The 20,422-nt window shown below is 24.2% G+C and carries 17 protein-coding genes and 1 pseudogene; all 18 read left to right on the forward strand.

Annotated elements, in window-relative coordinates; translation table 11 throughout:
• Nucleotides 1–71: 71 nt before the first annotated feature.
• Nucleotides 72–707, forward strand: a complete 636-nt coding sequence (locus Q0087_RS04470) for an HPP family protein (RefSeq protein WP_297898474.1) — start codon at nt 72–74, stop codon at nt 705–707.
• A 29-nt stretch (nt 708–736) separates the two neighbouring features.
• Nucleotides 737–1,744: an NAD-dependent epimerase/dehydratase family protein gene (locus Q0087_RS04475; RefSeq protein ID WP_297898475.1), complete on the forward strand. Its 1,008-nt coding sequence runs from the start codon at nt 737–739 to the stop codon at nt 1,742–1,744.
• A 189-nt stretch (nt 1,745–1,933) separates the two neighbouring features.
• Nucleotides 1,934–2,356 (forward strand): pyridoxamine 5'-phosphate oxidase family protein, encoded by a 423-nt coding sequence (locus Q0087_RS04480; RefSeq protein ID WP_297898476.1) that lies wholly within the window; start codon nt 1,934–1,936, stop codon nt 2,354–2,356.
• 237 nt (nt 2,357–2,593) lie between these two features.
• Nucleotides 2,594–3,799, forward strand: coding sequence for a glycosyltransferase (locus Q0087_RS04485; RefSeq protein WP_297898477.1), 1,206 nt, complete (start codon nt 2,594–2,596; stop codon nt 3,797–3,799).
• A 1,092-nt stretch (nt 3,800–4,891) separates the two neighbouring features.
• Nucleotides 4,892–8,596: a right-handed parallel beta-helix repeat-containing protein gene (locus Q0087_RS04490; protein WP_297898478.1), complete on the forward strand. Its 3,705-nt coding sequence runs from the start codon at nt 4,892–4,894 to the stop codon at nt 8,594–8,596.
• Between the two features lie 103 nt (nt 8,597–8,699).
• Nucleotides 8,700–9,020, forward strand: coding sequence for a carboxymuconolactone decarboxylase family protein (locus tag Q0087_RS04495; protein ID WP_297898479.1), 321 nt, complete (start codon nt 8,700–8,702; stop codon nt 9,018–9,020).
• A 483-nt stretch (nt 9,021–9,503) separates the two neighbouring features.
• Nucleotides 9,504–10,049 carry a 50S ribosomal protein L15e gene (locus tag Q0087_RS04500; protein ID WP_297898480.1) on the forward strand — a complete coding sequence of 182 codons (546 nt, stop codon included), beginning with the start codon at nt 9,504–9,506 and terminating at the stop codon, nt 10,047–10,049.
• Between the two features lie 647 nt (nt 10,050–10,696).
• Nucleotides 10,697–11,125 (forward strand): RNA-binding protein, encoded by a 429-nt coding sequence (locus Q0087_RS04505; RefSeq protein ID WP_297898481.1) that lies wholly within the window; start codon nt 10,697–10,699, stop codon nt 11,123–11,125.
• A gap of 289 nt (nt 11,126–11,414) precedes the next feature.
• Complete coding sequence (locus Q0087_RS04510; RefSeq protein ID WP_297898482.1) at nt 11,415–12,179, forward strand: ribonuclease P protein component 3; 765 nt, start codon at nt 11,415–11,417, stop codon at nt 12,177–12,179.
• A gap of 7 nt (nt 12,180–12,186) precedes the next feature.
• Nucleotides 12,187–12,597 (forward strand): Rpp14/Pop5 family protein, encoded by a 411-nt coding sequence (locus Q0087_RS04515; RefSeq protein WP_297898483.1) that lies wholly within the window; start codon nt 12,187–12,189, stop codon nt 12,595–12,597.
• Between the two features lie 669 nt (nt 12,598–13,266).
• On the forward strand, nt 13,267–14,034 hold the full coding sequence (gene psmA / locus Q0087_RS04520) for an archaeal proteasome endopeptidase complex subunit alpha (protein WP_297898484.1): 768 nt from the start codon (nt 13,267–13,269) through the stop codon (nt 14,032–14,034).
• Nucleotides 14,035–14,777: 743 nt separating this feature from the next.
• Entirely contained in the window at nt 14,778–15,476 is a 699-nt protein-coding gene (locus tag Q0087_RS04525; RefSeq protein WP_297898485.1) for a ribosome assembly factor SBDS, read from the forward strand.
• A 256-nt stretch (nt 15,477–15,732) separates the two neighbouring features.
• Nucleotides 15,733–16,620 (forward strand): annotated as a pseudogene (gene rrp4, locus Q0087_RS04530) (exosome complex RNA-binding protein Rrp4); the annotation flags it as partial.
• A gap of 339 nt (nt 16,621–16,959) precedes the next feature.
• Nucleotides 16,960–17,679 carry an exosome complex exonuclease Rrp41 gene (gene rrp41, locus Q0087_RS04535; protein WP_297898486.1) on the forward strand — a complete coding sequence of 240 codons (720 nt, stop codon included), beginning with the start codon at nt 16,960–16,962 and terminating at the stop codon, nt 17,677–17,679.
• A gap of 19 nt (nt 17,680–17,698) precedes the next feature.
• Nucleotides 17,699–18,493, forward strand: a complete 795-nt coding sequence (gene rrp42 / locus Q0087_RS04540; protein WP_297898487.1) for an exosome complex protein Rrp42 — start codon at nt 17,699–17,701, stop codon at nt 18,491–18,493.
• A gap of 541 nt (nt 18,494–19,034) precedes the next feature.
• Nucleotides 19,035–19,304: a 50S ribosomal protein L37Ae gene (gene rpl37A, locus Q0087_RS04545; RefSeq protein WP_297898488.1), complete on the forward strand. Its 270-nt coding sequence runs from the start codon at nt 19,035–19,037 to the stop codon at nt 19,302–19,304.
• Entirely contained in the window at nt 19,305–19,436 is a 132-nt protein-coding gene (locus Q0087_RS04550) for a DNA-directed RNA polymerase subunit P (protein ID WP_224425925.1), read from the forward strand. It abuts the gene before it with no gap.
• A 438-nt stretch (nt 19,437–19,874) separates the two neighbouring features.
• Entirely contained in the window at nt 19,875–20,387 is a 513-nt protein-coding gene (locus Q0087_RS04555) for a Brix domain-containing protein (RefSeq protein ID WP_297898489.1), read from the forward strand.
• Nucleotides 20,388–20,422: the final 35 nt, after the last annotated feature.

Raw genomic sequence — 20,422 nt, forward strand, 5'->3', positions numbered from 1 at the left:
AAAATTATAAAAACACTAAAATTACAATGATTAAAAATTACTTAACTAAAATTATATTTTGAAGGGATTTTATGAAAGCAAAAGAAATGATGGATAAAGATTTTATCTATGTATCACCAGAAGATACTGTAACTGATGTTTCTATAAAGATGGAAGAATCAAGAAGATTCACTACTCCGGTTGTTAGTCCTGATATGAAATTAATCGGTTGGATAACCTCATTAGATGTTACTAAGGGATTAAGAGAAGGAAAAAAAACTGCTTCTGAAATTATGCATCCAAAAGAAGAAATTCTATATATTCATGAGAATGATCCTTCTAGATTGGCAGTTATTGAAACTTCAAATCATAAATTAATAAGTATGCCTGTTATCAATCAGGAAGAGGTTGTTATAGGAGTAATCAGATCTTTTGATATTATTGATACATTATCTTCTCTTTATGATGTTAAAGTGTATAAACTTTATGAAGCTATGCAACAAGAGCTTAAAGGGGTTACATGGGAAGAACTAATGGAAGCTTCAGCTATCATTACTCGTAGGGCAACTGGAAAACGTGTTAAAGCAGAAGATTATGAAAGAAATATTCGGAATGCTACCTTTGGGGAGGCAATATGGGCTACTGGAGGACTTGAAAAGTTTTTTGTTGGTTTAATTGCTGTTGGAGAACTTGTTATTGCAAGAAAAATAGGCAAAGCAAGAAAATAATGTATTTTAGTTAATTATTGAGGATTACAATGAGTAAAAATAATTTTAATGAATATCAGGGAAAAACAGTTCTTGTGACTGGTGGAGCAGGATGTGTTGGTAGTAATTTATCTAAAAAAATATCAGAATTAGGTGCAGAAAAAGTCATTATTTTAGATAATTTATCATCTGCTTATGAATGGAATATACCAAAAAATGACAATATTGAGTTTGTTAAAGGAGATATTCTTGATGAATCTGTTCTAAAAAGAGTTTTTAAAGAAAGACCATCTCATGTTTTTCATCTAGCAGCTCATTTTGCGAATCAAAATAGTGTTGATAATCCTGAGAAAGATTTAATGGTTAATGGGATTGGTATCCTTAAAGTACTTCAACATGCTCAGTTGATTGGTGTAGAACGTTTTGTTTATTCTTCTTCTGGTTGTGGTGTTTATGGTCTTGATTCTAAGATGCCTTTTGAAGAACATGATATATCTATTTCATTACACACTCCTTACCAAGTAACTAAACTCCTTGGAGAGCTTTATACTAATTATTTTAATAATCTTTATGAAATGCCAATTGTAAATGCAAGATTTTTCAATGTTTTTGGTCCTGGTGAAGTTCCAGGTAAATATAGGAATGTAATTCCTAATTTTTTCTATTGGTCTATGACAAATCAAGCACTTCCGATTACTGGAGATGGGAGTGAAACTAGGGATTGGACATTTGTTGGAGATATTGTTAATGGTCTTTTAGCTATGGGGATTGAAGAAAAAGCTATTGGTGAAGCTATTAATCTAGGCTCTAGTAAGGATCATCAAGTTATTGATATGGCTAATAAAGTAAATAGTTTGACTGGAAATAAAGAAGGTATTTCTTATAGGGCTAGAAGAAATTGGGATGCTAAAAATAAACTTTTATCTTCCATCGATAAAGCTAAAGATATCTTAAACTATAAACCATCAGTTTCATTTGATGAAGGACTTGAATATACATACAAATGGTTTAAAGATAATTGGGATGATATTGAAGAAAGCGCAGAATTTGATTATTAAATTAAATAATTTTTAATATTAATTTTTTAATATTAATTTTTTTAATATTACTTTTTCAATATTACTTTTTTAATATTACTTTTTCAATATTAATTTTTTAATATTAAATTTTTTAATATTGAATATTTAATTTTATTTTTATTTTTTTTAATTATTTTTTAATATGGTTTATAAATTGGAGGTTTAAAGATGGATTTTAATGATTGTGTTGATTTTGCAAATGAAAACCCTGTAGCATGGTTAGCTACTTCTGAAGATAATCAACCTCATGTTAGAGCTATGGGTATGTGGTATGCTGATGAGACTGGTTTTTATTTTCAATCATCTTCTATGAAAGAATTAGTTAATCAAATTAAAAATAATAATAAAATTGAAATAGCATTTTTCAAACCTGATGAAGGTACTGGAACAATGCTTCGTGTTGAAGGGAAAGCAGAGATTATTGATGACTTTGAAATGAAAAAACTTTGTTTAGAAGATAGGCCATTTTTAAAAGATTTTGGTTTAACTGCTGAAAGTGATGAACTTTTTATATTCCGAATTTCTTCTGGAAAAGCTTATTTTTGGACAATGGCTACTAATCTTGATCCGAAAGATATTATTGAATTTTAGATTTTTATAATTTTTGTTTGTTTTCATTATTTATTAAATATTAATTAATAATTTGTTAAATATTGACTAATAATTTGTTAAATATTAATTAATAATTTGTTAAATATTGACTAAAAATTTATTAAATATTGATTAACAATTAAAATTTCATTAATTTTGTATTTTGATATTTTATTATTGATTATTTTAGGAAATTTAGAGAATATTTTTTATTTTACATCTATTAGAGTGAATATTATGAAAATTTTAGTTATTCAGGAGTCTGACTGGTTAGAAAGAAACCCACATCAGCAACATCATCTTATGGATAGAATGGCTGTAAGGGGGCATGAAATTCATGTTATCGATTATCCTATTGATTGGCCAAAGGACAAATCAGATAATAGTTTAGTTTATCCTAAAAAAACTTTTCATAATGTTTCTAAAGTTGATGAAAGGGCCAATATACAGGTTATTCGTCCAAGTTTTATTAAACTTCCAGTTATTAGTTATTTATCATTAGCTAATTCTCATAAAAAGGAAATAAAAAAACAGATTAAAGATTTCAAACCTGATGTTATTATTGCGCTTGGTCTTATGAATGCTTATATAGCTTCTAAAATTGCTAAAAAAGAGAACATACCTTTTGTTTATTACCTTATCGATGTTTTATACACTTTAATTCCGGAAAAAGCTTTTCAATCATTTGGTAAAATGATTAATAAAAAAGCAGTTTCTAACTCTGATCTTGTTATTACAATTAATGAACAGTTAAAAAGTTTAGCTATTGATTTAGGGTCAAATAAAAATGAAACTATTGTAATTGATGCAGGAATTGATTTTGATTCTTATAATCCAGATTTAGATGATTTTAAAATAAGAAATGAATTAAATATTGCTGAAAATGATATTGTTCTTTTTTTCATGGGATGGATTTATGATTTTGCAGGTATGAAAGAATTAGCTATTGAATTAGGTAAAAGAAAAAATGAATATCCAAACATCAAAATTGTCATAGTTGGTGATGGTGATGCTTATGAAGATATACTAAAAATTAAAGAGGATTATAATTTATCTGGTCAATTAATATTAACCGGTAAACAACCTTATACTAAAATCCCCGAGTTTTTAAGTTTAGCTGATTTTTGCCTTCTTCCAGCTTATATTGATGAAGAAATTATGCAGGATATTGTTCCAATTAAATTATATGAATATTTAGCTATGAAAAAAGTTGTTATTGCAACTAAACTTCCAGGAATATTCAAAGAATTTGGAGAGTCTAATGGTATTGTTTATGTTAATGAAGCTAAAGATGTTTTAGAAAGTGTTAAATCTATTATAAAAAATGGAAACTATGAAGATATAGCTAATTCTGGTCGTGATTTTGTTAAAGATAATGATTGGAATGTTATTACAGATAATTTCGAAAAGGTCTTATATGACTTAATTAAAAAAGAAAATTAAATTTCATCAGTTTATATTATTTTTATTAAAAAGTATATTATTTTAATACTTACTATTTTTTTATTAAAATTTTTCATTGTTTTATTACATACTATCTTTTTTATTAAAAAATATATTATTTTAATACTTACTATCTTTTTAATTAATTTTTGTTTCGGTCTATTTTTTCATTTTTAATTATTAAAATGATAGAATGTTTCAATCTATATTAACAATGTTTACTTACATTTATTTTTAGTTTCACTTAAATTTAGTAATCTTTATATTATACTTTATATCTATTATAATTAGAATGAAATATTTTGATTATATTATTAAATTTAAAAATTATTGTATTTTATTTCGATAAGATATTTTTTTATTTGGGGGGTTAAAATATTATATTATTGGATTAATTTACTACTTATTGCTCTTTTTCTATTGCTATATTTGAATTGTAATATAATCCTTTAATTTAGCTATAACTGATTTTTGATTGTATAATATATTGATTGGAATAAAATTTTATAGTTATTAAATTATTCAATAATTAAGGCATTTTTATAGGTTTTTATTTGTATTATTGGTTTATTATTTACCTTTTTATATTATTTATCTATAATTTTATTATATATTTTTTAGATTATGATATTCTATTTTTTAGATTAGGATATTCTATTTTTTAGATTATTTATAATAATAAAAATTTTTTGCCTATAGTATAATAACCTTAAATTATTAAATTTTCTTTAGAATTAATATTTAGTCTTTTTAAAATTCTATTTTTAAATTACTTATATTATATCTTATTGATTTTTTTAAATAAATTTAATATAAAAATTTTTTCAGTTTTACTGATTTAATAATCTTTGTTTATTAATTTAAACATTTTTAATTCTAATTTTAATAATATAAGCATTCTTAACTTGAATTTAAATGACAATTAAATTAATTATTATCACTATTATTAAGATTAATTTTACTGGTTAAATTTAATTATTAAAAATATTGTTAATTTAATTTTCAATTTTTTAGAAAAAATTTAATTAATCTAATTTTAAATTTTTTAGATTATTATTTTTTTATTTATATAAATATTGGGGGGATTTATAAATGATTAAAAAAAATTCTAGGCATTTTAGTTATATTACTATTTTATTATTATTTTTAGCTTTTGTTTCATTTACATCTGTTAATGGAGCAAATCCTATTCATATTAATAATTCTACTGATGGTGGAATAAAAAATGCAGTTGATAGTTTAAATAATAATGATACATTACTTTTAGATAATGGTGTCTATTTTGGTGAAAATAATACTAATATACAAGTAAATAAAAATATTACTATAATTGGTAAAGATAAACAAAACACTATTATTGATGGTAAAGGTATTTCAGGTATTTTCAACATTTCTAGTGGGAATTCTATAACATTAATAAATATTACAATTAAAAATGGTCATTCTAATAGGGGTGGTGCAATTTATTCTGAGGGCACTATAACTCTAGAAAATTGTATTTTTATGAATAATACTGTGGATTATGATCCTTATGGTAATAATTATGGCGGTGCTATTGCTGTTTTTAGTGATGTTAATGATGTAAATATTATCAATTCTACATTTGATTCTAATAATGCAATTGGGCCTGGCGGAGCTATATATTTTGATGGAAAAGTTAATGGGATTAATATAATCAATTCTAGCTTTTATAATAATACCTGTTATGTAGGTGGGGCTATATTTTTTAATAATTCTGTAAGTGGTAATACTCGTATTTCAAATTCTAAATTTGAAAATAACAATGCTAATGGGCCTGGTGGAGCTATTTGTTTTTACAATAATGTAAGTGGTTTTATAAGTATTGTTGATTCTTATTTTATTGAAAATCATGCTTTTGGTGTTGGTGGTGCTATTTATTTTTTAGCTAGTGTCAATTCTAGCATCGATATATTTAATTCTATTTTTAATAAAAATAATGTTAGTGGACCTGGTGGAGCTATTCAATTTGATAGTAATGTTAATGGTAATTTAACTATTTTCAATTCATCATTTGAGAATAATAGTGTTTCAAGTGGAATTGGGGGCGCTATTGGTTTTAATAGTTATTTATTAGGCAATTTAATTATTATTAAATCTAATTTTAACAGTAATAATATCAATGGTCCTGGCGGAGCTATCTATTTTGGAAATGATCTTTTAGGAAACGTTATTATTATCAATAGCACTTTTAACAAAAATAATGCTTCTGGTATGGGTGGAGCTATTAATTTTTGTAATATATTTGGTAATTTGACTATATTTAATTCTTCTTTTAGTTCAAATAAATTGAATGGTCCTGGTGGTGCTATTTTTGTTAATAATATTTATGGTAATGTAGATATTATTAAATCTAATTTTAATAATAATTCTGCTGTAGGTATTGGTGGGGCAATTTCTTTTGGTCTTATTGATGGTAATTTGACTATATGTGATTCTTCTTTTAATTTCAATAATGTTAGTGGTCCTGGTGGTGCTTTATACTTTGGTAATTATATTGGAGGTAATTTACTTATCATAAATTCAAGCTTTAATAATAATTCTGCAGGAGGTGTTGGTGCAGCTATTAGTTTTAGTAGTATTTTGGGCAATATGTCTATTATTAGTTCTTCTTTTGATTGTAATAATCTTTTAGGAGGTACTGGTGGTGCTATTAATTTTTTAGATGTTAAGGGTAATTTTTTAATAAAAAATTCTACTTTTATCTCTAATTATGCTAAATATGGTCCTGGTGGTGCTATAAATACAGGAGTTATTTATAATAATGTAACTATTACTGATTCTAAATTTGATAATAATGGTGCTGATGGTCCTGGTGGGGCTATTTCGTTTAATGATATTTATGGTAATTTAATTGTATCTAATTCTACATTTAACTATAATAATGGTAGTGGAACTGCTGGTGCTATTTATTTTTGTACTATTGGGGGTAATTTTACTCTAAAAAATTCTAACTTTAATTTCAACAATGTTAATGGTCCTGGTGGGGCTATTGCTTCTAGTATTATATATGGTGATGTAAATATAATAAATTGTTTATTAAATGATAATAATGCAGGTTCTCCTGGAGGGGCTATATACTTTGCAGATATAATTGGTAATGTGAATTTTACTAATTCTAGCTTTAATAATAACAATGCTAATTATCCTGGTGGTGCTATTTACTTCACTAGTATCTCAGGAAATTTTTCAATTATCAAATCTAATTTTGATAGTAATAGTATTTTGTTTAATGGCCCTGGAGGGGCTATTTATGTTGACAATGATATTTTAGGTAATTTATTTATCATAAACTCTTCTTTCGCCAATAATAAAGCTTTTGGTCCTGGTGGAGCGATTTACATTAATGGAATTATAAATAATCTTAATATTGATTATTCAACATTTATTAATAATAGTGCTGATATTGGGGGTGGTGCTATTTATATTGTTGGTGAGATTATTAATGGTACTAAAATTAACCATTCTACTTTTATAAATAATTTTGTCAGTGGTTTTGGTGGTGCTATTTATATTAAAGGTAATCAAATTGAAATATCTAACTCTAAATTTAATAATAATTTTGCAACAGAAAAAGGAGGAGCTATATATAATGAAGAAACAATTAATTTAACAATTGAAGATTCAAACTTTACAAATAATACTGCAATAATGGGAGGAGCAATTTATATTTATGGATCTCAGAATATAACTGTTATGTCCTGTAATATTATAAATAACACTCATAGTATTGATATTGATAATAGTGAAAATGTGTTTATTGTTTATAATAGATTGTTTAACAATAATTTTTATGATTTAAATGTTACAAATAGTGAAGTCATAGCAGATTATAATTGGTGGGGAAACAATACTCCGTCTGCATATTATGGGATTTTATTAAATAACTATTTTATTGTAAATATTACCAATACTACTCCTGTGGCTTATGAAGGTTTAGCATTATTTAAATATGTTTTTAGATTAAATGATAATAGTAATTTTGATTCTTCAAAATTGCCTTATTTTGAGTGTTTAGTCGATTTAAACACCTCATGTGTTGTTAATTCTTTTGATGCTAGATTTAATGATAATTTAACTTTATATTCTGGAATTCTAAATTGTTTCACTAGCTACAACTTTTTAATTGATAATGAAAATGTTACTTTAAGCTTATTTTCAACTAAAAAGAATACTAAAATTAGTATATATGCACCTACTATAAATCAAGGTAAAAAAACTTATATTAAAATTATATTGACTGATTCTCAGGGTAATCCTTTGGCTTATCAATCTGTTAATATTATTATTAATAAAAAAACATATTTCAAAAAAACTAATAATCAAGGAGTTGCGATTTTTAATATTCCTTCTTTAAAAGGTGGAAAGTATAAGATTAGTGCAATGTATGATGGAGATATTATTTATTCATCTATTAATACTTCAAAATATCAAATTGTAAACCCTAAAGTTGATTTAGCTATTTTAAAAATTAAAAAAATTAGAAATACTCATAATCGGCAAGTAAGTAAATATATTGTTACAATTGAGAATAAAGGTAGTTTGAAATCTAAGAAAACACAATTAAAGTTATGGCATATTCGTAAAGGAATTAAAATTCGAGCTAAATATATAAATATAAAACCTATATCTGGAAATAAGAAGATAAATATTGTTGTTACTTATTATCCAGATAAAGCTCACCATAAATATTGTAAAAAACAGTATTTTATTTTAAATCCTAAAAAAACAATGAATGAAATAACTTACAAGAATAATAAAAAGGTTTTATTAATATAAAACTTTTATTTTATTTTTTATGATTATTTATTTTATAAAAAATTATTTATATCATCTAAAACATAATTAATAAATATATAAAGAAGCTATAAAAGGTGATTTTGTGAAAGAAAATGTATTTTATGGAAAAGGTATGGGTCCAATAAAAAAAGATTATCCTGAAATATATGAATCAATTGTAACTTTAAATGATGCTGTTTATACAGGTAAAGCACTTGACTATAAAACACAAAAATTCATTGCACTCGCTATTGCTGCATCAAATTCTGATGATAGAGCTGTTCAAAAACAAATACAAAGTGCAGTTAATGAGTTTAATGCTACAAAAGACGAAATAATGGATGTTTTAAGAATTGTTCTTCTTACTTCTGGAATGCCTCCATTTGTAAAAGCAGTTAAGATATTATATGATGTAATTGATTAGTTTATTTATACTAATTGATTTATTTTAAATATTTATTAATTAATAATAATTTATTAATTAATTTTTTATTTTTATATATTTCATTTTATATATTTTTCATTTTTATATCTTTCATTTTATATATTTTTCATTTTTATATTTCCCATTTTTTGTACTTTTCATTTTTTATATTTCCCATTTTTTATATTAAATTTTGTCAAGTTTTTCTACTTGGTTTTATAGTTTTTTATTTTATTAATCTACAATCTTTTAGTTATGAGGTTTTATTTTTTTCATGATTATTTTTTTATTTTAACAGAAAGCTTTTTATATGGCTTTTGTTGAATATTATAATATCATCTAAAATTTTCAATGTAAATTATAATTTTTATAATTCTTTTAATTGTTTTAGGTGTGTTTTTTATTAAATAAAAAACTCTTTTTGGGATAGTTCTCATGAATTTTCCCTGGATGTGGCTTAATTGCTGAACAAGAGGTGTATAAATGTATAAATATATTAGAGATGCATGGAAAAATCCTGATAAGTCTTATGTAAGAGAACTTATGTGGGAAAGAGCTCCAGTTTGGAGACGAGAAAAAGTAATACAAAGAATTGATAGGCCTACAAGAATCGATCGTGCTAGATCCCTTGGATATAAAGCTAAAAAAGGTTATGTTGTTGTTAGAACAAGAGTACGTCGTGGTGGAAGGAGAAAAAGCCGTTTTACTGCAGGTCGTAGACCAAAACGTATGGGTGTAAATAAGATAACTCCTTCAAAATCTATCCAAAGAATAGCTGAAGAACGTGTAAGTAAAAAATATCCAAATATGGAAGTTTTAAACTCATACTGGGTATGGTCTGATGGTAAATTCAAATTCTTTGAAGTTATTTTAGTAGATCCACAAAGTCCTTCTATTATTAACGATCCTAAAATTAATTGGATTTGTGAAAAACAGCACAGAAGTAGAGCTCTTAGAGGTTTAACCAGTGCTGGTAAGAAAGGTCGAGGACGAAAAACAAGAGGAAAAGGTTCTGAAAAGAGAAATTAATAAAACAAGTTTATTCTTGTTTTCCCTTTCCTTTTCTTTTTTCCTTTTTTTATTTTTATTTATTATTTTAGTTACAAACTATTTCTAGTTAAAATATCTTATTTTTACAATTCTGTAATTTATTGTAATTTATTTTTACTTTTAGATTTTATTTTTATTATTAGATTTTACTTTTAGCTTATATTTTTATTTTTTTTATTATTATTATTATAGATTAATTTTGCTTTTTAATTTTTATTTTATTAGTTATTCATTTAATCTTTTTAAATCAAAATTAGGATATGAATTAAATATTTAAACCTGGTTAAAATAAATATATAATAAATATTACACTATTAACTTGATTAATTTAATAGATTATTAGATAATTATTAAACATATAAATTAAATATATAATTAAAAAATGTAATTAAATATATAACTAAAAATATAATCAAATATATAACTAGGGATATAGTCAAATAATATTTATAAAAAGACTATTTTATTATTGTATAGAAATCCATATTCTAGACTAAAAAATATATTCTAAACTAAAATATATTCTAAATTAAAAATATATTATTTGATTAAATAATTATTTAATCTATTATAATTAAATTATTATAATTAAGATATTTAATTAAATTAATTTTGCACTGATTAAAATGATTCACAATATAAGATACAGAATTTTTGTTTATGAAGATGAAAATGAAGAAGATCTAATTAAAGGGTTAAAAAATCTTCTTCCAACAGCTAAACCAAATCGTGAAGTAGCCGAAGGTATGCTTGAAGATGAAATTATCATTATTTCTGGAAAAATTGATAGGAAAAAAGAGACAAAAGAATTTTTAAATAATCTTTTAAAGATGGATAATGATTCTTTATCTAAATTATCTGCTGATTTAGAAAGTAAAACTGATAAAAATGGAAATTTATTCCTTCGTTTCTCTAAAACTTCCGCTTGTGAAGAAAAATGGGAAATTTGCGATACTGGAGATTCAATTCATCTTAAAATAAAAATTGCTGCTTTTCCTGCTAAAAAAAATGTGGCAATATCTATTTTAAATGAGGTTTTAGAAGATTACCTTTAATTTTAAGATTATATATTATTAGTACTATTAATATTATTGGTACCATTATTGGTACCATTATTGGTACTATTATTGGTACTATTATTATTTATTAGTTGATTAACAGGAGATTCTTATAATTTCATTAACTTTAACAATATTTTAATTATATTAATATGTTAAATAATAATATGAAACTTTAAGATTAAACATTAAAAATTATATTTTAAAAGCAGTATCAAAGAATAATCTTTTAAAAGTATTATATAAACATGAATGAGTTTAAAAGTAATTATCTATGAGGTATTTAATGAATTTTCATGATTTAAATTTAAAGGGAAAAAATTATAAATTAGATAAAGATTTGATCTTAAATGCGTATAATTTAGGATGGAAGTATATTAATCTTAATTATTCTCCTGAAAATTTTAAAAAAGCTATTGATTATAAAAATGAATTAATTGAAGATATAAATGAAATAATGAAAATTCATAATATTGGGAATAAAGATGGAATAAAATTTGACTTTGGGGTTGAAATTAATCCTAAAAATCAAAATGAACTTTATAAAATTTCTAAAAAATATAGGAATAAGTCTAAATATGTCACTGTTTTAGGGGGAGATTTAGCTGTAAATAGGGCTGCTTGTGAAAATAGGTTAATAGATGTTCTTTCAAGACCTTATTTTAGAAATAGGTCTTCTTGTGGTATTAATCATGTTTTAGCTAAAGAAGCAGTTAGGAATAATGTAGCTATTGAACTTTGTTTCAATGATATTTTGTCTAGTTATTTAAGTTATAGGGCGAAAACATTAGCTTATTTTAGAGAAATAATTAAATTGTATAACAAATTCAAATTTCCATTGATAATAACTTCGGGTGCATCTTCTATATGGGAAATGAAATCTCCTAGGGATATTTTAGCTATTTTTAATCAGTTGGGGCTTTCTCAAGAAGATTTAGAATTATGTCTGGTTGATTATCCTTCTAATTTAGTTGAATTTAACAATGATAGAGAAAATATGATTGTTATTGGTGTTAAAAAAATTGATAAAAAAATATTTGATGATTTGTGAAGATATTATGAAATTAAAAATATTACCTCCTACTCTACGTCCTAATAATCGTTATTTGGTATTAGATATAAAGTCCGAAGTAAAAATCTCAAAAGAAGAATTAGTTTCAGCTATTTGGTATGGATGTTTAAGGTTATATGGGGAATTAGAAACTAGTAGTTTTAACCTTTGGTTGATGAGATTTTATGATTTAAACAACTATTCTTCTAAAAATAGTAATTCAATTATGGATAATAATTTTAATAATGAAATTTCATATTATCATTTTAAGGCAGTTCTTCGTTGTCAAAGAGGTTTTGAAGATAATGTTCGTGGAAGCTTAGCTTTATTATCTAATTATAATAATAAAAAAATAGCCATAACAACTATAGGTATATCAGGGACTATAGCATCATCGATAGAAAAGTTTATTAACTAAGTTGTATATAAATATGAAAGGATAAAACATAAAAAAATATCTATCACTAAATCATGGAGGTTTAGTTTAGTTTTTGATTTGGATTTTTAATTTAAAATTTTTACATATATTATAAATATGCTTTTATAAATGTTATTATGAATTATATTAAAAATAATATGAAAGATTAATATTATAAAAAATTATTATGCCTAACATAAACAATATAAATAAAATAATAAAAAAATTCGTAATAATGTGTTTATAAATATTAATGCATATATAATATTTTAATTGATAATATTATGTTTATCAAATTGTGTAATATATTATGTAATTATTAACTTATCTTATATATTATTAAAGTAACTATTTAAATTATAATTTAAAATAGTAATTAAAGAAATCTTTTTTATATAAATAAACTTATATAAATATTTTTCATGGTTATTATTTATTTTTTATGAAAAATATATGAAATTGAAAATATATGAAGTTAATATATGAAATTTAAATTTATTTTAATAATTGATAGTTGACTATAACCATTAATATATATAAAAATAATTTATACTAATATATTATAAAAATAATTTAATTTTAATTAATATTTAATTTAATATTTATTAATTAATAAATCAAAATAACAATTAAAAATAACATTGCTAAAAAAATGAGAGGTATCAAAATATGCAACCTTTACAAAATGCTGGATATGATAGGGCAATCACTGTCTTCAGCCCTGATGGAAGACTATTTCAAGTAGAATATGCAAGAGAGGCAGTAAAAAGAGGTACTACTTCTTTAGGTGTAAAATCAAAAGAAGGTATTGTGCTTTTAGTAGATAAAAGAACTACAAGCAAACTTGTAGAATCAAAATCCATTGAAAAAATTTTTCAAATTGATAATCACATAGGTGCAGCTACATCTGGATTAGTAGCTGATGCAAGGGCATTAATTGAAAGAGCAAGAATGGAATCTCAAATTAATAAAATCACTTATAATGAACCTATAAGAGTCGAATCTTTAGCTAAAAAGATTTGTGATATGAAACAAATGTATACTCAAAATGGAGGAGTACGTCCATTTGGTTCTGCTCTTATTATTGGTGGAGTAAATAATAGTGGATGTAAATTGTTTGAAACTGATCCCAGTGGTGCTTTAATTGAGTATAAGGCAACAGCTATTGGTTCTGGAAGATCTGCTGCTATGGAATTATTTGAAGAAAACTATAAGGAAGACATGACTATTAATGAAGCTATTGATTTAGCTCTTGATGCAGTTTATGATGCTACTGAAGGCAAAACTACTGCTGAAAGTGTTGAAATTGCGGTCATTGATAAAGAAACAAAAAAATATAGAAAAATTTCTGATGAAGAAGTATCAAAGCATGTTGATTTCCTTTTAGAAAGAAAAAATATTAATGATGAAGATGAAGAAATTGATGATGAAGAATAATTAAATTTTTAGTTAAATTCTAATTAAATATTATTAATATTAATTAATTTTAAATTAGTTTTAATTTAATTTTAGATTAATTTTTGTTTAATTTTAATTTAATTTTAATTTAATCTTTATCAATCTTTTTTAATTTGAGTTTTTAACTTATTAAAATATTAAATCGACTTATTTATTTAAATTATTTATTGTCATTAAATTTTTTAGGTATTGTTATATTTTAAAGGATATTTAATTTTTTTATAATTATGTAGTCTTTAAAATTATTCGATATTTTAAAAAATTAGTTTTGATTAATCTGCTTAATAAATAGAGTTATATATTAATTAAGGAATAATTTAATATTAATTTATCTTTAAACCGATTATTAATTTATTATTTTAATAAGTTGATGACTTATTTATTAGTTTGATTTACTTTAGTAATTTAAAAGGTTATTATTTGGATATTTAAATTAGTATTTTTTATATTTGTAAAAATATTTTTTATATTTATTTAAAATCTATTAATATTACAAAAGTATTAGTTAAATTAATGTTGTTAAAATATAGTTAAATTAGTATTATTAAAATATTAGCTAACTTAATATTATTAAAGTATTTTTATCTTTTAATATATAATACTAATTAGATTTCTTTCATTTATTATAATACTATTATCTTAAGAACTTTTATTAATATTCTTATATTAAACAATTTATAATTAGAAATTAGATAAAGGATAATGAATATAGAGGAAAAATAATGGTAAATATTGATGAAGCTATTATAGCTAGGCTAGAATCTCATGGAGAGAAATTTGAAATTTTAGTTGATCCTGATTTAGCTGCAGACTTTAAAAATCCTGAAAAAGATAATGTTATTATTGAAGATGTTTTAGCTGTTGAAGAAATATTTAAAGATGCTAAAAAAGGAGATAAGTCTTCTGATGATGCAATGATTAAAGTATTTGATAATACTGACATTTTAGAAGTTGCAAAAGAAATAATTAACAAAGGCCATATTCAACTTACTGCACAGCAAAAAAGAGATATGCAGGAAGAAAAAAGATTAATGGTAATAAATAAAATAGCTAAAGAATCTATAAATCCTCAAAATGGACTTCCACATCCTGTAAACAGGATAGAAAATGCTATGGAAGAAACTAAGGTTAAAATAGACCCTTTCAAATCAGTTGATGAACAAGTACAAATTGTTCTGAAAGCTATAAAAGTTAAGATACCAATTAGATTTGAGCATGTCAAAGTTGCGGTAAGATTACCTGGCTCAGTTGCTGGAAATGCTTTTTCTGTAATATCTAAATTTGGCAAAATTCTTAATGAAGAATGGCAACAGGATGGTTCTTGGATAGCTATAGTTGAAATTCCTGGAGGATTGCAAGAGGATTTTAATCTTAAAATGGGTGAACTCTCTGGTGGGGATGCTGAAACTAAAGTTATTTAATAATTATTTAAAATCTAATAAGAATTTTTCATTTTCTTATTTGAAAATTGAATTTTTAAAATTTAATTAAATATTTATCATTAATAATATTTATTAAATAATTTTATAATATTTATTAATGACATATTAATGATATCATTGTTAATATTTGAAATTACATTATTAATATTTAAAATTATAATATGATTTAATAATCAAAATAAATTATATTGCATGATGTTCATAAATTTTATTACCCTATGGGGGCATATTGTACATGATACACGTAGAAGACAAAGAATTAGTTGTTCCAGGACAAATATTAGCTGAAGAGGGCTTTTATTCTGGAAGAGGAACTTTCAAAGATGGAAATGCGGTCTGTTCATCTTTAATGGGTTTAGTTTCCCTCAGGAACAAAAAGATTAGTGTGATTCCTCTTAAAAGTAAATATGTTCCAAAAAAAGGTGATGTAGTAATTGGAGAAATTGATGACGTTCGTTTTTCAATGTGGGGAGTAGATATTAACTCACCTTACTCTGGAATATTACCAGCATCTGAAGTTTTTGGAAGAGAAAAAAAAGAACTTAGTAAAGTATTTAATGTGGGAGATGTTCTATTTTTAAGAGTTGTTGATGTAGATGAAGTTAAAAAAGTTAAGCTAGGTTTAAAGGGCCGAGGAATGGGCAAATTTAAAGGAGGAATTTTGGTTGATATTACTCCTACTAAGGTTCCACGATTAATCGGTAAAAAAGGGTCTATGATCAACATGATTAAGGATAAAACTAAATGTAAGATTGTTGTTGGTCAAAATGGGCTTGTTTGGGTTAAAGGTGAAAAAGGAATGGAACAGATCACTAAAACCATTATAAATTTAATTGAAGCCCAAGCTCATACATCTGGACTTACAAACAGAGTCAGAGATAAACTTTATCTTTTAGTTGATGGAAAATTACCTCAAGATGAAGAGTTTGAAATTACTTCTGATGATTTTGAACCATTAAATGATGATGATAATAATAATTCAAGAAATGGAAACAATCATTCTAATAATAAAGAAAAAAAATATGATGATGAAGAATTTGATGTATTAGAAAAACCAAAACTTGAAAATATTAAAGAAGAGATTGAAGCAGATTTAGAAGATGAAATAAAAAAGGGAGATACTGAAAATAAAAAAAGTACTTACTTAGATACTTTTAATCAATTTAAAGCTCAAAATTCATCTGATGATAATAGCTTAGGTGAAATTGATAAAAATGATGTTAGTTCTCCTACTTTGAATATAAAAAATTCTTCTAAAAATGAAACTAATAATAGGATAAAACCAGTTACTACTTGGAGAAAAAGAAGTTAGATTTATCTTTAAAACATATTTTCGATTTAAAATAGTTAATATTTATATTATTCAGTTATTGTCTAATAGTATAGTTATTGATTCATTTTAATTACTATTTACTATTTAGTCTTTATTGAAAATTCAAAAATAAATGATTTTAATTAAGAGGTGATTATTATCACTAAGAATGACAAAAGGGATGACGGACGAGCATATGATGAAATTCGTCCTTTAAAAATTGAAGCAGGAGTATTAGAAAGAGCAGATGGATCTGCTTATTTGGAAGTTGGTGGAAATAAGGTTTTAGTTGCTGTTTATGGTCCACGTGAGTCTTATATTAGGAGATTACTAAAACCTAATACTGGGGTTATTAGGTGTAGATATAATATGGCACCATTTTCAGTTGATGATAGAAAAAGACCCGGCCCAGACAGACGATCAACAGAAATATCAAAAATAACAGCTGAAGCACTTAGGCCTTCATTAATGTTAGAAGGATTTCCAAGGTCTATGGTTGATGTTTTCATAGAAATTATTGAAGCTGAAGGAGGAACTAGGTGTGCAGGTATTACTGCTGCTTCTGTTGCTTTAGCTGATGCAGGAATTCCTATGAAAGATCTTGTGGTTGGTTGTGCTGCAGGTAAAGTCAATGATGAAATTGTTTTAGACTTATCTGAAAAAGAAGATAAAGAAGGTCAAGCTGATGTTCCTATAGCTATGATGCCAAGGACTGAAGAAATTACTTTATTACAAAGTGATGGCGACTTATCTGAGAAAGAGTTTGAAAAAGCACTTGATTTAGCAATGGAAGGTTGCAGACAAGTTAATAAAGTTCAAATTGAAGCTCTTAAAACAAGATATGCTCAAGATGTTGAATCTGAAAGCTAATTTTATGTGAGTGATTTATATGAATATTATACCTGAAATTACAAGAGAATGCATTACTGATCTTATTAATAATGATAAAAGAGAAGATGGTAGAAATCTTGATGAATATAGGGACATTATTGTTGAAACTGGGGTTATATCTAAAGCTGAAGGTTCTGCAAGAGTTAAAATTGGTAATAGTCAAGTTATTGTAGGTATAAAACCTCAAATTGGCGAACCATTCCCCGATACTCCTGATGTAGGAGTTTTAATGACAAATGGAGAAATGTTACCTATGGCAGATCCAACTTTTGAACCAGGACCTCCAAGTGAAACATCAGTTGAACTTGCACGTGTTGTAGATAGGGGTATACGTGAAAGTGGAATGGTTGATCTTGAAAAATTATGTATTGAACCAGGTAAGAAAGTTTGGATGCTATTTATTGATTTACATATAATTGATTTTGATGGAAATCTTTTTGATACAGCTACATTAGCTGTAATGAGTGCGCTTCTAAATACCAAACTGCCTGAAGCTAAAATGGTTGATGGTGAAATTGTCGTTGATAATGAATCTACATCTGGTTTACCTTTGAAAGACAAAGAAGCTATGTGTACTTTTGTTAAAATAGGAGAAAAAATGGTTTTAGATCCTGCCCTAGATGAGGAAGCAATATTGGATGCTAGACTTTCAATTGGAATAACTGAATCTGGTAGTATATGTGCTATGCAAAAAGGTGGAGACCATACATTGACAAAAGAAGATATTTTAGGAGCGGTTAAAACAGCATATTCCAAGGTACCTGATTTATTAGAAAAAGTTAAAAATGCTTAAATAGCATTTTAACAATCTAATTTTTCTTTTTGATTAAATTATAAAATCTTCATTAGCTTATCATAATTTTTAATTAATTATTTAATTTTATTAATATCATAAATTAAATAATATCTATTAAATTCTAGATCAAATATTCATTATTATCTATTAAATTTTCGATTGAATATTAATTATAAATTTTAGATTAAATATTAATTATTATTTATTAAATTTTTGATTGAATATTAAATAATATTTATAAATTTTAAAATATATATTAATTCTTTATTTTATTTTAACAAATATTTAATTAAATTTTATTAATCTTTAATCTAAAATAAAATCTTAGTGGCCTTAATAATAATATTTAGAAAAATTATACTTAAAAACATTAACTTTATATACTATTTAAGACCAATTTATTATATCATATGAATTTTACTAATTAAGGAAATAGTTATAACTAATAGATAAATTTCCTTAGATATTTTTAGTTTTATACATATTCATAATGGTTATTTTAAAAAATAATTTATTTTAAGTTTACAAAAGTGATATTATGGCAAGAACAAAAAAAGTGGGAATTACAGGAAGATTTGGAGCAAGATACGGAAGAAAAGCTAAAAGAACTGTAAAATCCATTGAAGAAAACATGAAAAAGAAGCATGTTTGTCCTAAATGTGATAGACCAGCTGTTAAAAGACAAGCTGTAGGTATTTGGAAATGTAGTAAATGTGGTACTGTATTTACTGGTGGAGCTTATGTTCCTCAAACTCCAATGCTCAAAACAGCCACTAGAAACATTAAGAGGGTAGTCGGAGGGGACTAATTGTATAAATGTTCTGAATGTGGAACTGAAATTGATCCAAAAAGCTACATGGAAAACAAATGTCCAAAATGTAGATATAGGATTCTCTTCAAAAAAGTTCCAGCTGTTAAAAGGAATATTAAAGCAAGATAATTACTTAAATATTAAGCTCAAAATAATTATTTAAATATTAGCTATACATTTATTTATCTAAAAATAATATAATAGCTTTATATAATTAATTATTAAATTTTTTATTTATTAATAGCTTGTTTTAATGATATTATTTATTCAACTATTTATTTTAGATTGATTAGTAGATATCGATTAATATTTAGTTTATAAAATATTAATTTCATATTTATCTATATCTTAAATATTAATATCTATTTTTAATTACTAATTTTTTAAAATTAATCTATGATTTAACAGATTTATTTAATACTATCATTTTAGTTTTTAAAATTTTTAAGACAAATTTTTAAGATTAATTTTTAAGATTAATTTTTAAGATTAATTTTTTAATTATTTTTCTTCTTATAAAATTTTTAGATATTCATTTTTCATTATAATGTATTTTAAAGGATTTTTATGTTAATTTCAACTTCAAGAAAACCATCATCAAAAACTCGTGCTTTTTGTAAAAATTTATCACATGCTCTTGATACAGATTATGTAAATCGTGGTAAAATGAGTATGAGAGAATTACAATTGAAATCTGCTACTTCGGGTCTAAGGAATATAGCTTTAGTTTATGAAATGAAAGGTAATCCAAGTAAAATAACTTTTTTTTCTAATGATGGTGAGGAATTATTAGTTATTCTAGGATCAGTAAATACAACTAACAGACGTTTACATATAAAAACCTCTGAATTATCTTTTAAGTCAGAAATTCCAGAATTAGAGATCCTCAGTGAAATTTTACCTATTGATGAATCTAATAAGGATTATAATAAAAATCATATTCATGTTGAAAAATTAGATTATGAATATGATGATGAAGTTGAAGATTTTAATAAAAGAATAGCTACTATTCATTTCTATAATAGAGATGGTGAAGATACAGGACTTAAAATCAATGTAAGAAAAATTATTATATTGTAATATGTTTATAAATCAGGTGCATATTTAATATTTTT

The organism is uncultured Methanobrevibacter sp. (assembly GCF_937881195.1).
GTDB lineage: Archaea > Methanobacteriota > Methanobacteria > Methanobacteriales > Methanobacteriaceae > Methanobinarius.

Bases quoted from the DNA above. Each gene is read 5' to 3' on its own strand.
- Q0087_RS04505 (WP_297898481.1), top strand. From the start codon at position 10,697: ATGATTCACAATATAAGATACAGAATTTTTGTTTATGAAGATGAAAAT.
- Q0087_RS04525 (WP_297898485.1), top strand. From the start codon at position 14,778: ATGGTAAATATTGATGAAGCTATTATAGCTAGGCTAGAATCTCATGGA.
- Q0087_RS04500 (WP_297898480.1), top strand. From the start codon at position 9,504: ATGTATAAATATATTAGAGATGCATGGAAAAATCCTGATAAGTCTTAT.
- Q0087_RS04470 (WP_297898474.1), top strand. From the start codon at position 72: ATGAAAGCAAAAGAAATGATGGATAAAGATTTTATCTATGTATCACCA.
- Q0087_RS04555 (WP_297898489.1), top strand. From the start codon at position 19,875: ATGTTAATTTCAACTTCAAGAAAACCATCATCAAAAACTCGTGCTTTT.
- psmA (WP_297898484.1), top strand. From the start codon at position 13,267: ATGCAACCTTTACAAAATGCTGGATATGATAGGGCAATCACTGTCTTC.
- Q0087_RS04475 (WP_297898475.1), top strand. From the start codon at position 737: ATGAGTAAAAATAATTTTAATGAATATCAGGGAAAAACAGTTCTTGTG.
- Q0087_RS04510 (WP_297898482.1), top strand. From the start codon at position 11,415: ATGAATTTTCATGATTTAAATTTAAAGGGAAAAAATTATAAATTAGAT.
- rpl37A (WP_297898488.1), top strand. From the start codon at position 19,035: ATGGCAAGAACAAAAAAAGTGGGAATTACAGGAAGATTTGGAGCAAGA.
- Q0087_RS04480 (WP_297898476.1), top strand. From the start codon at position 1,934: ATGGATTTTAATGATTGTGTTGATTTTGCAAATGAAAACCCTGTAGCA.
- rrp42 (WP_297898487.1), top strand. From the start codon at position 17,699: ATGAATATTATACCTGAAATTACAAGAGAATGCATTACTGATCTTATT.
- Q0087_RS04515 (WP_297898483.1), top strand. From the start codon at position 12,187: ATGAAATTAAAAATATTACCTCCTACTCTACGTCCTAATAATCGTTAT.
- Q0087_RS04485 (WP_297898477.1), top strand. From the start codon at position 2,594: ATGAAAATTTTAGTTATTCAGGAGTCTGACTGGTTAGAAAGAAACCCA.
- Q0087_RS04490 (WP_297898478.1), top strand. From the start codon at position 4,892: ATGATTAAAAAAAATTCTAGGCATTTTAGTTATATTACTATTTTATTA.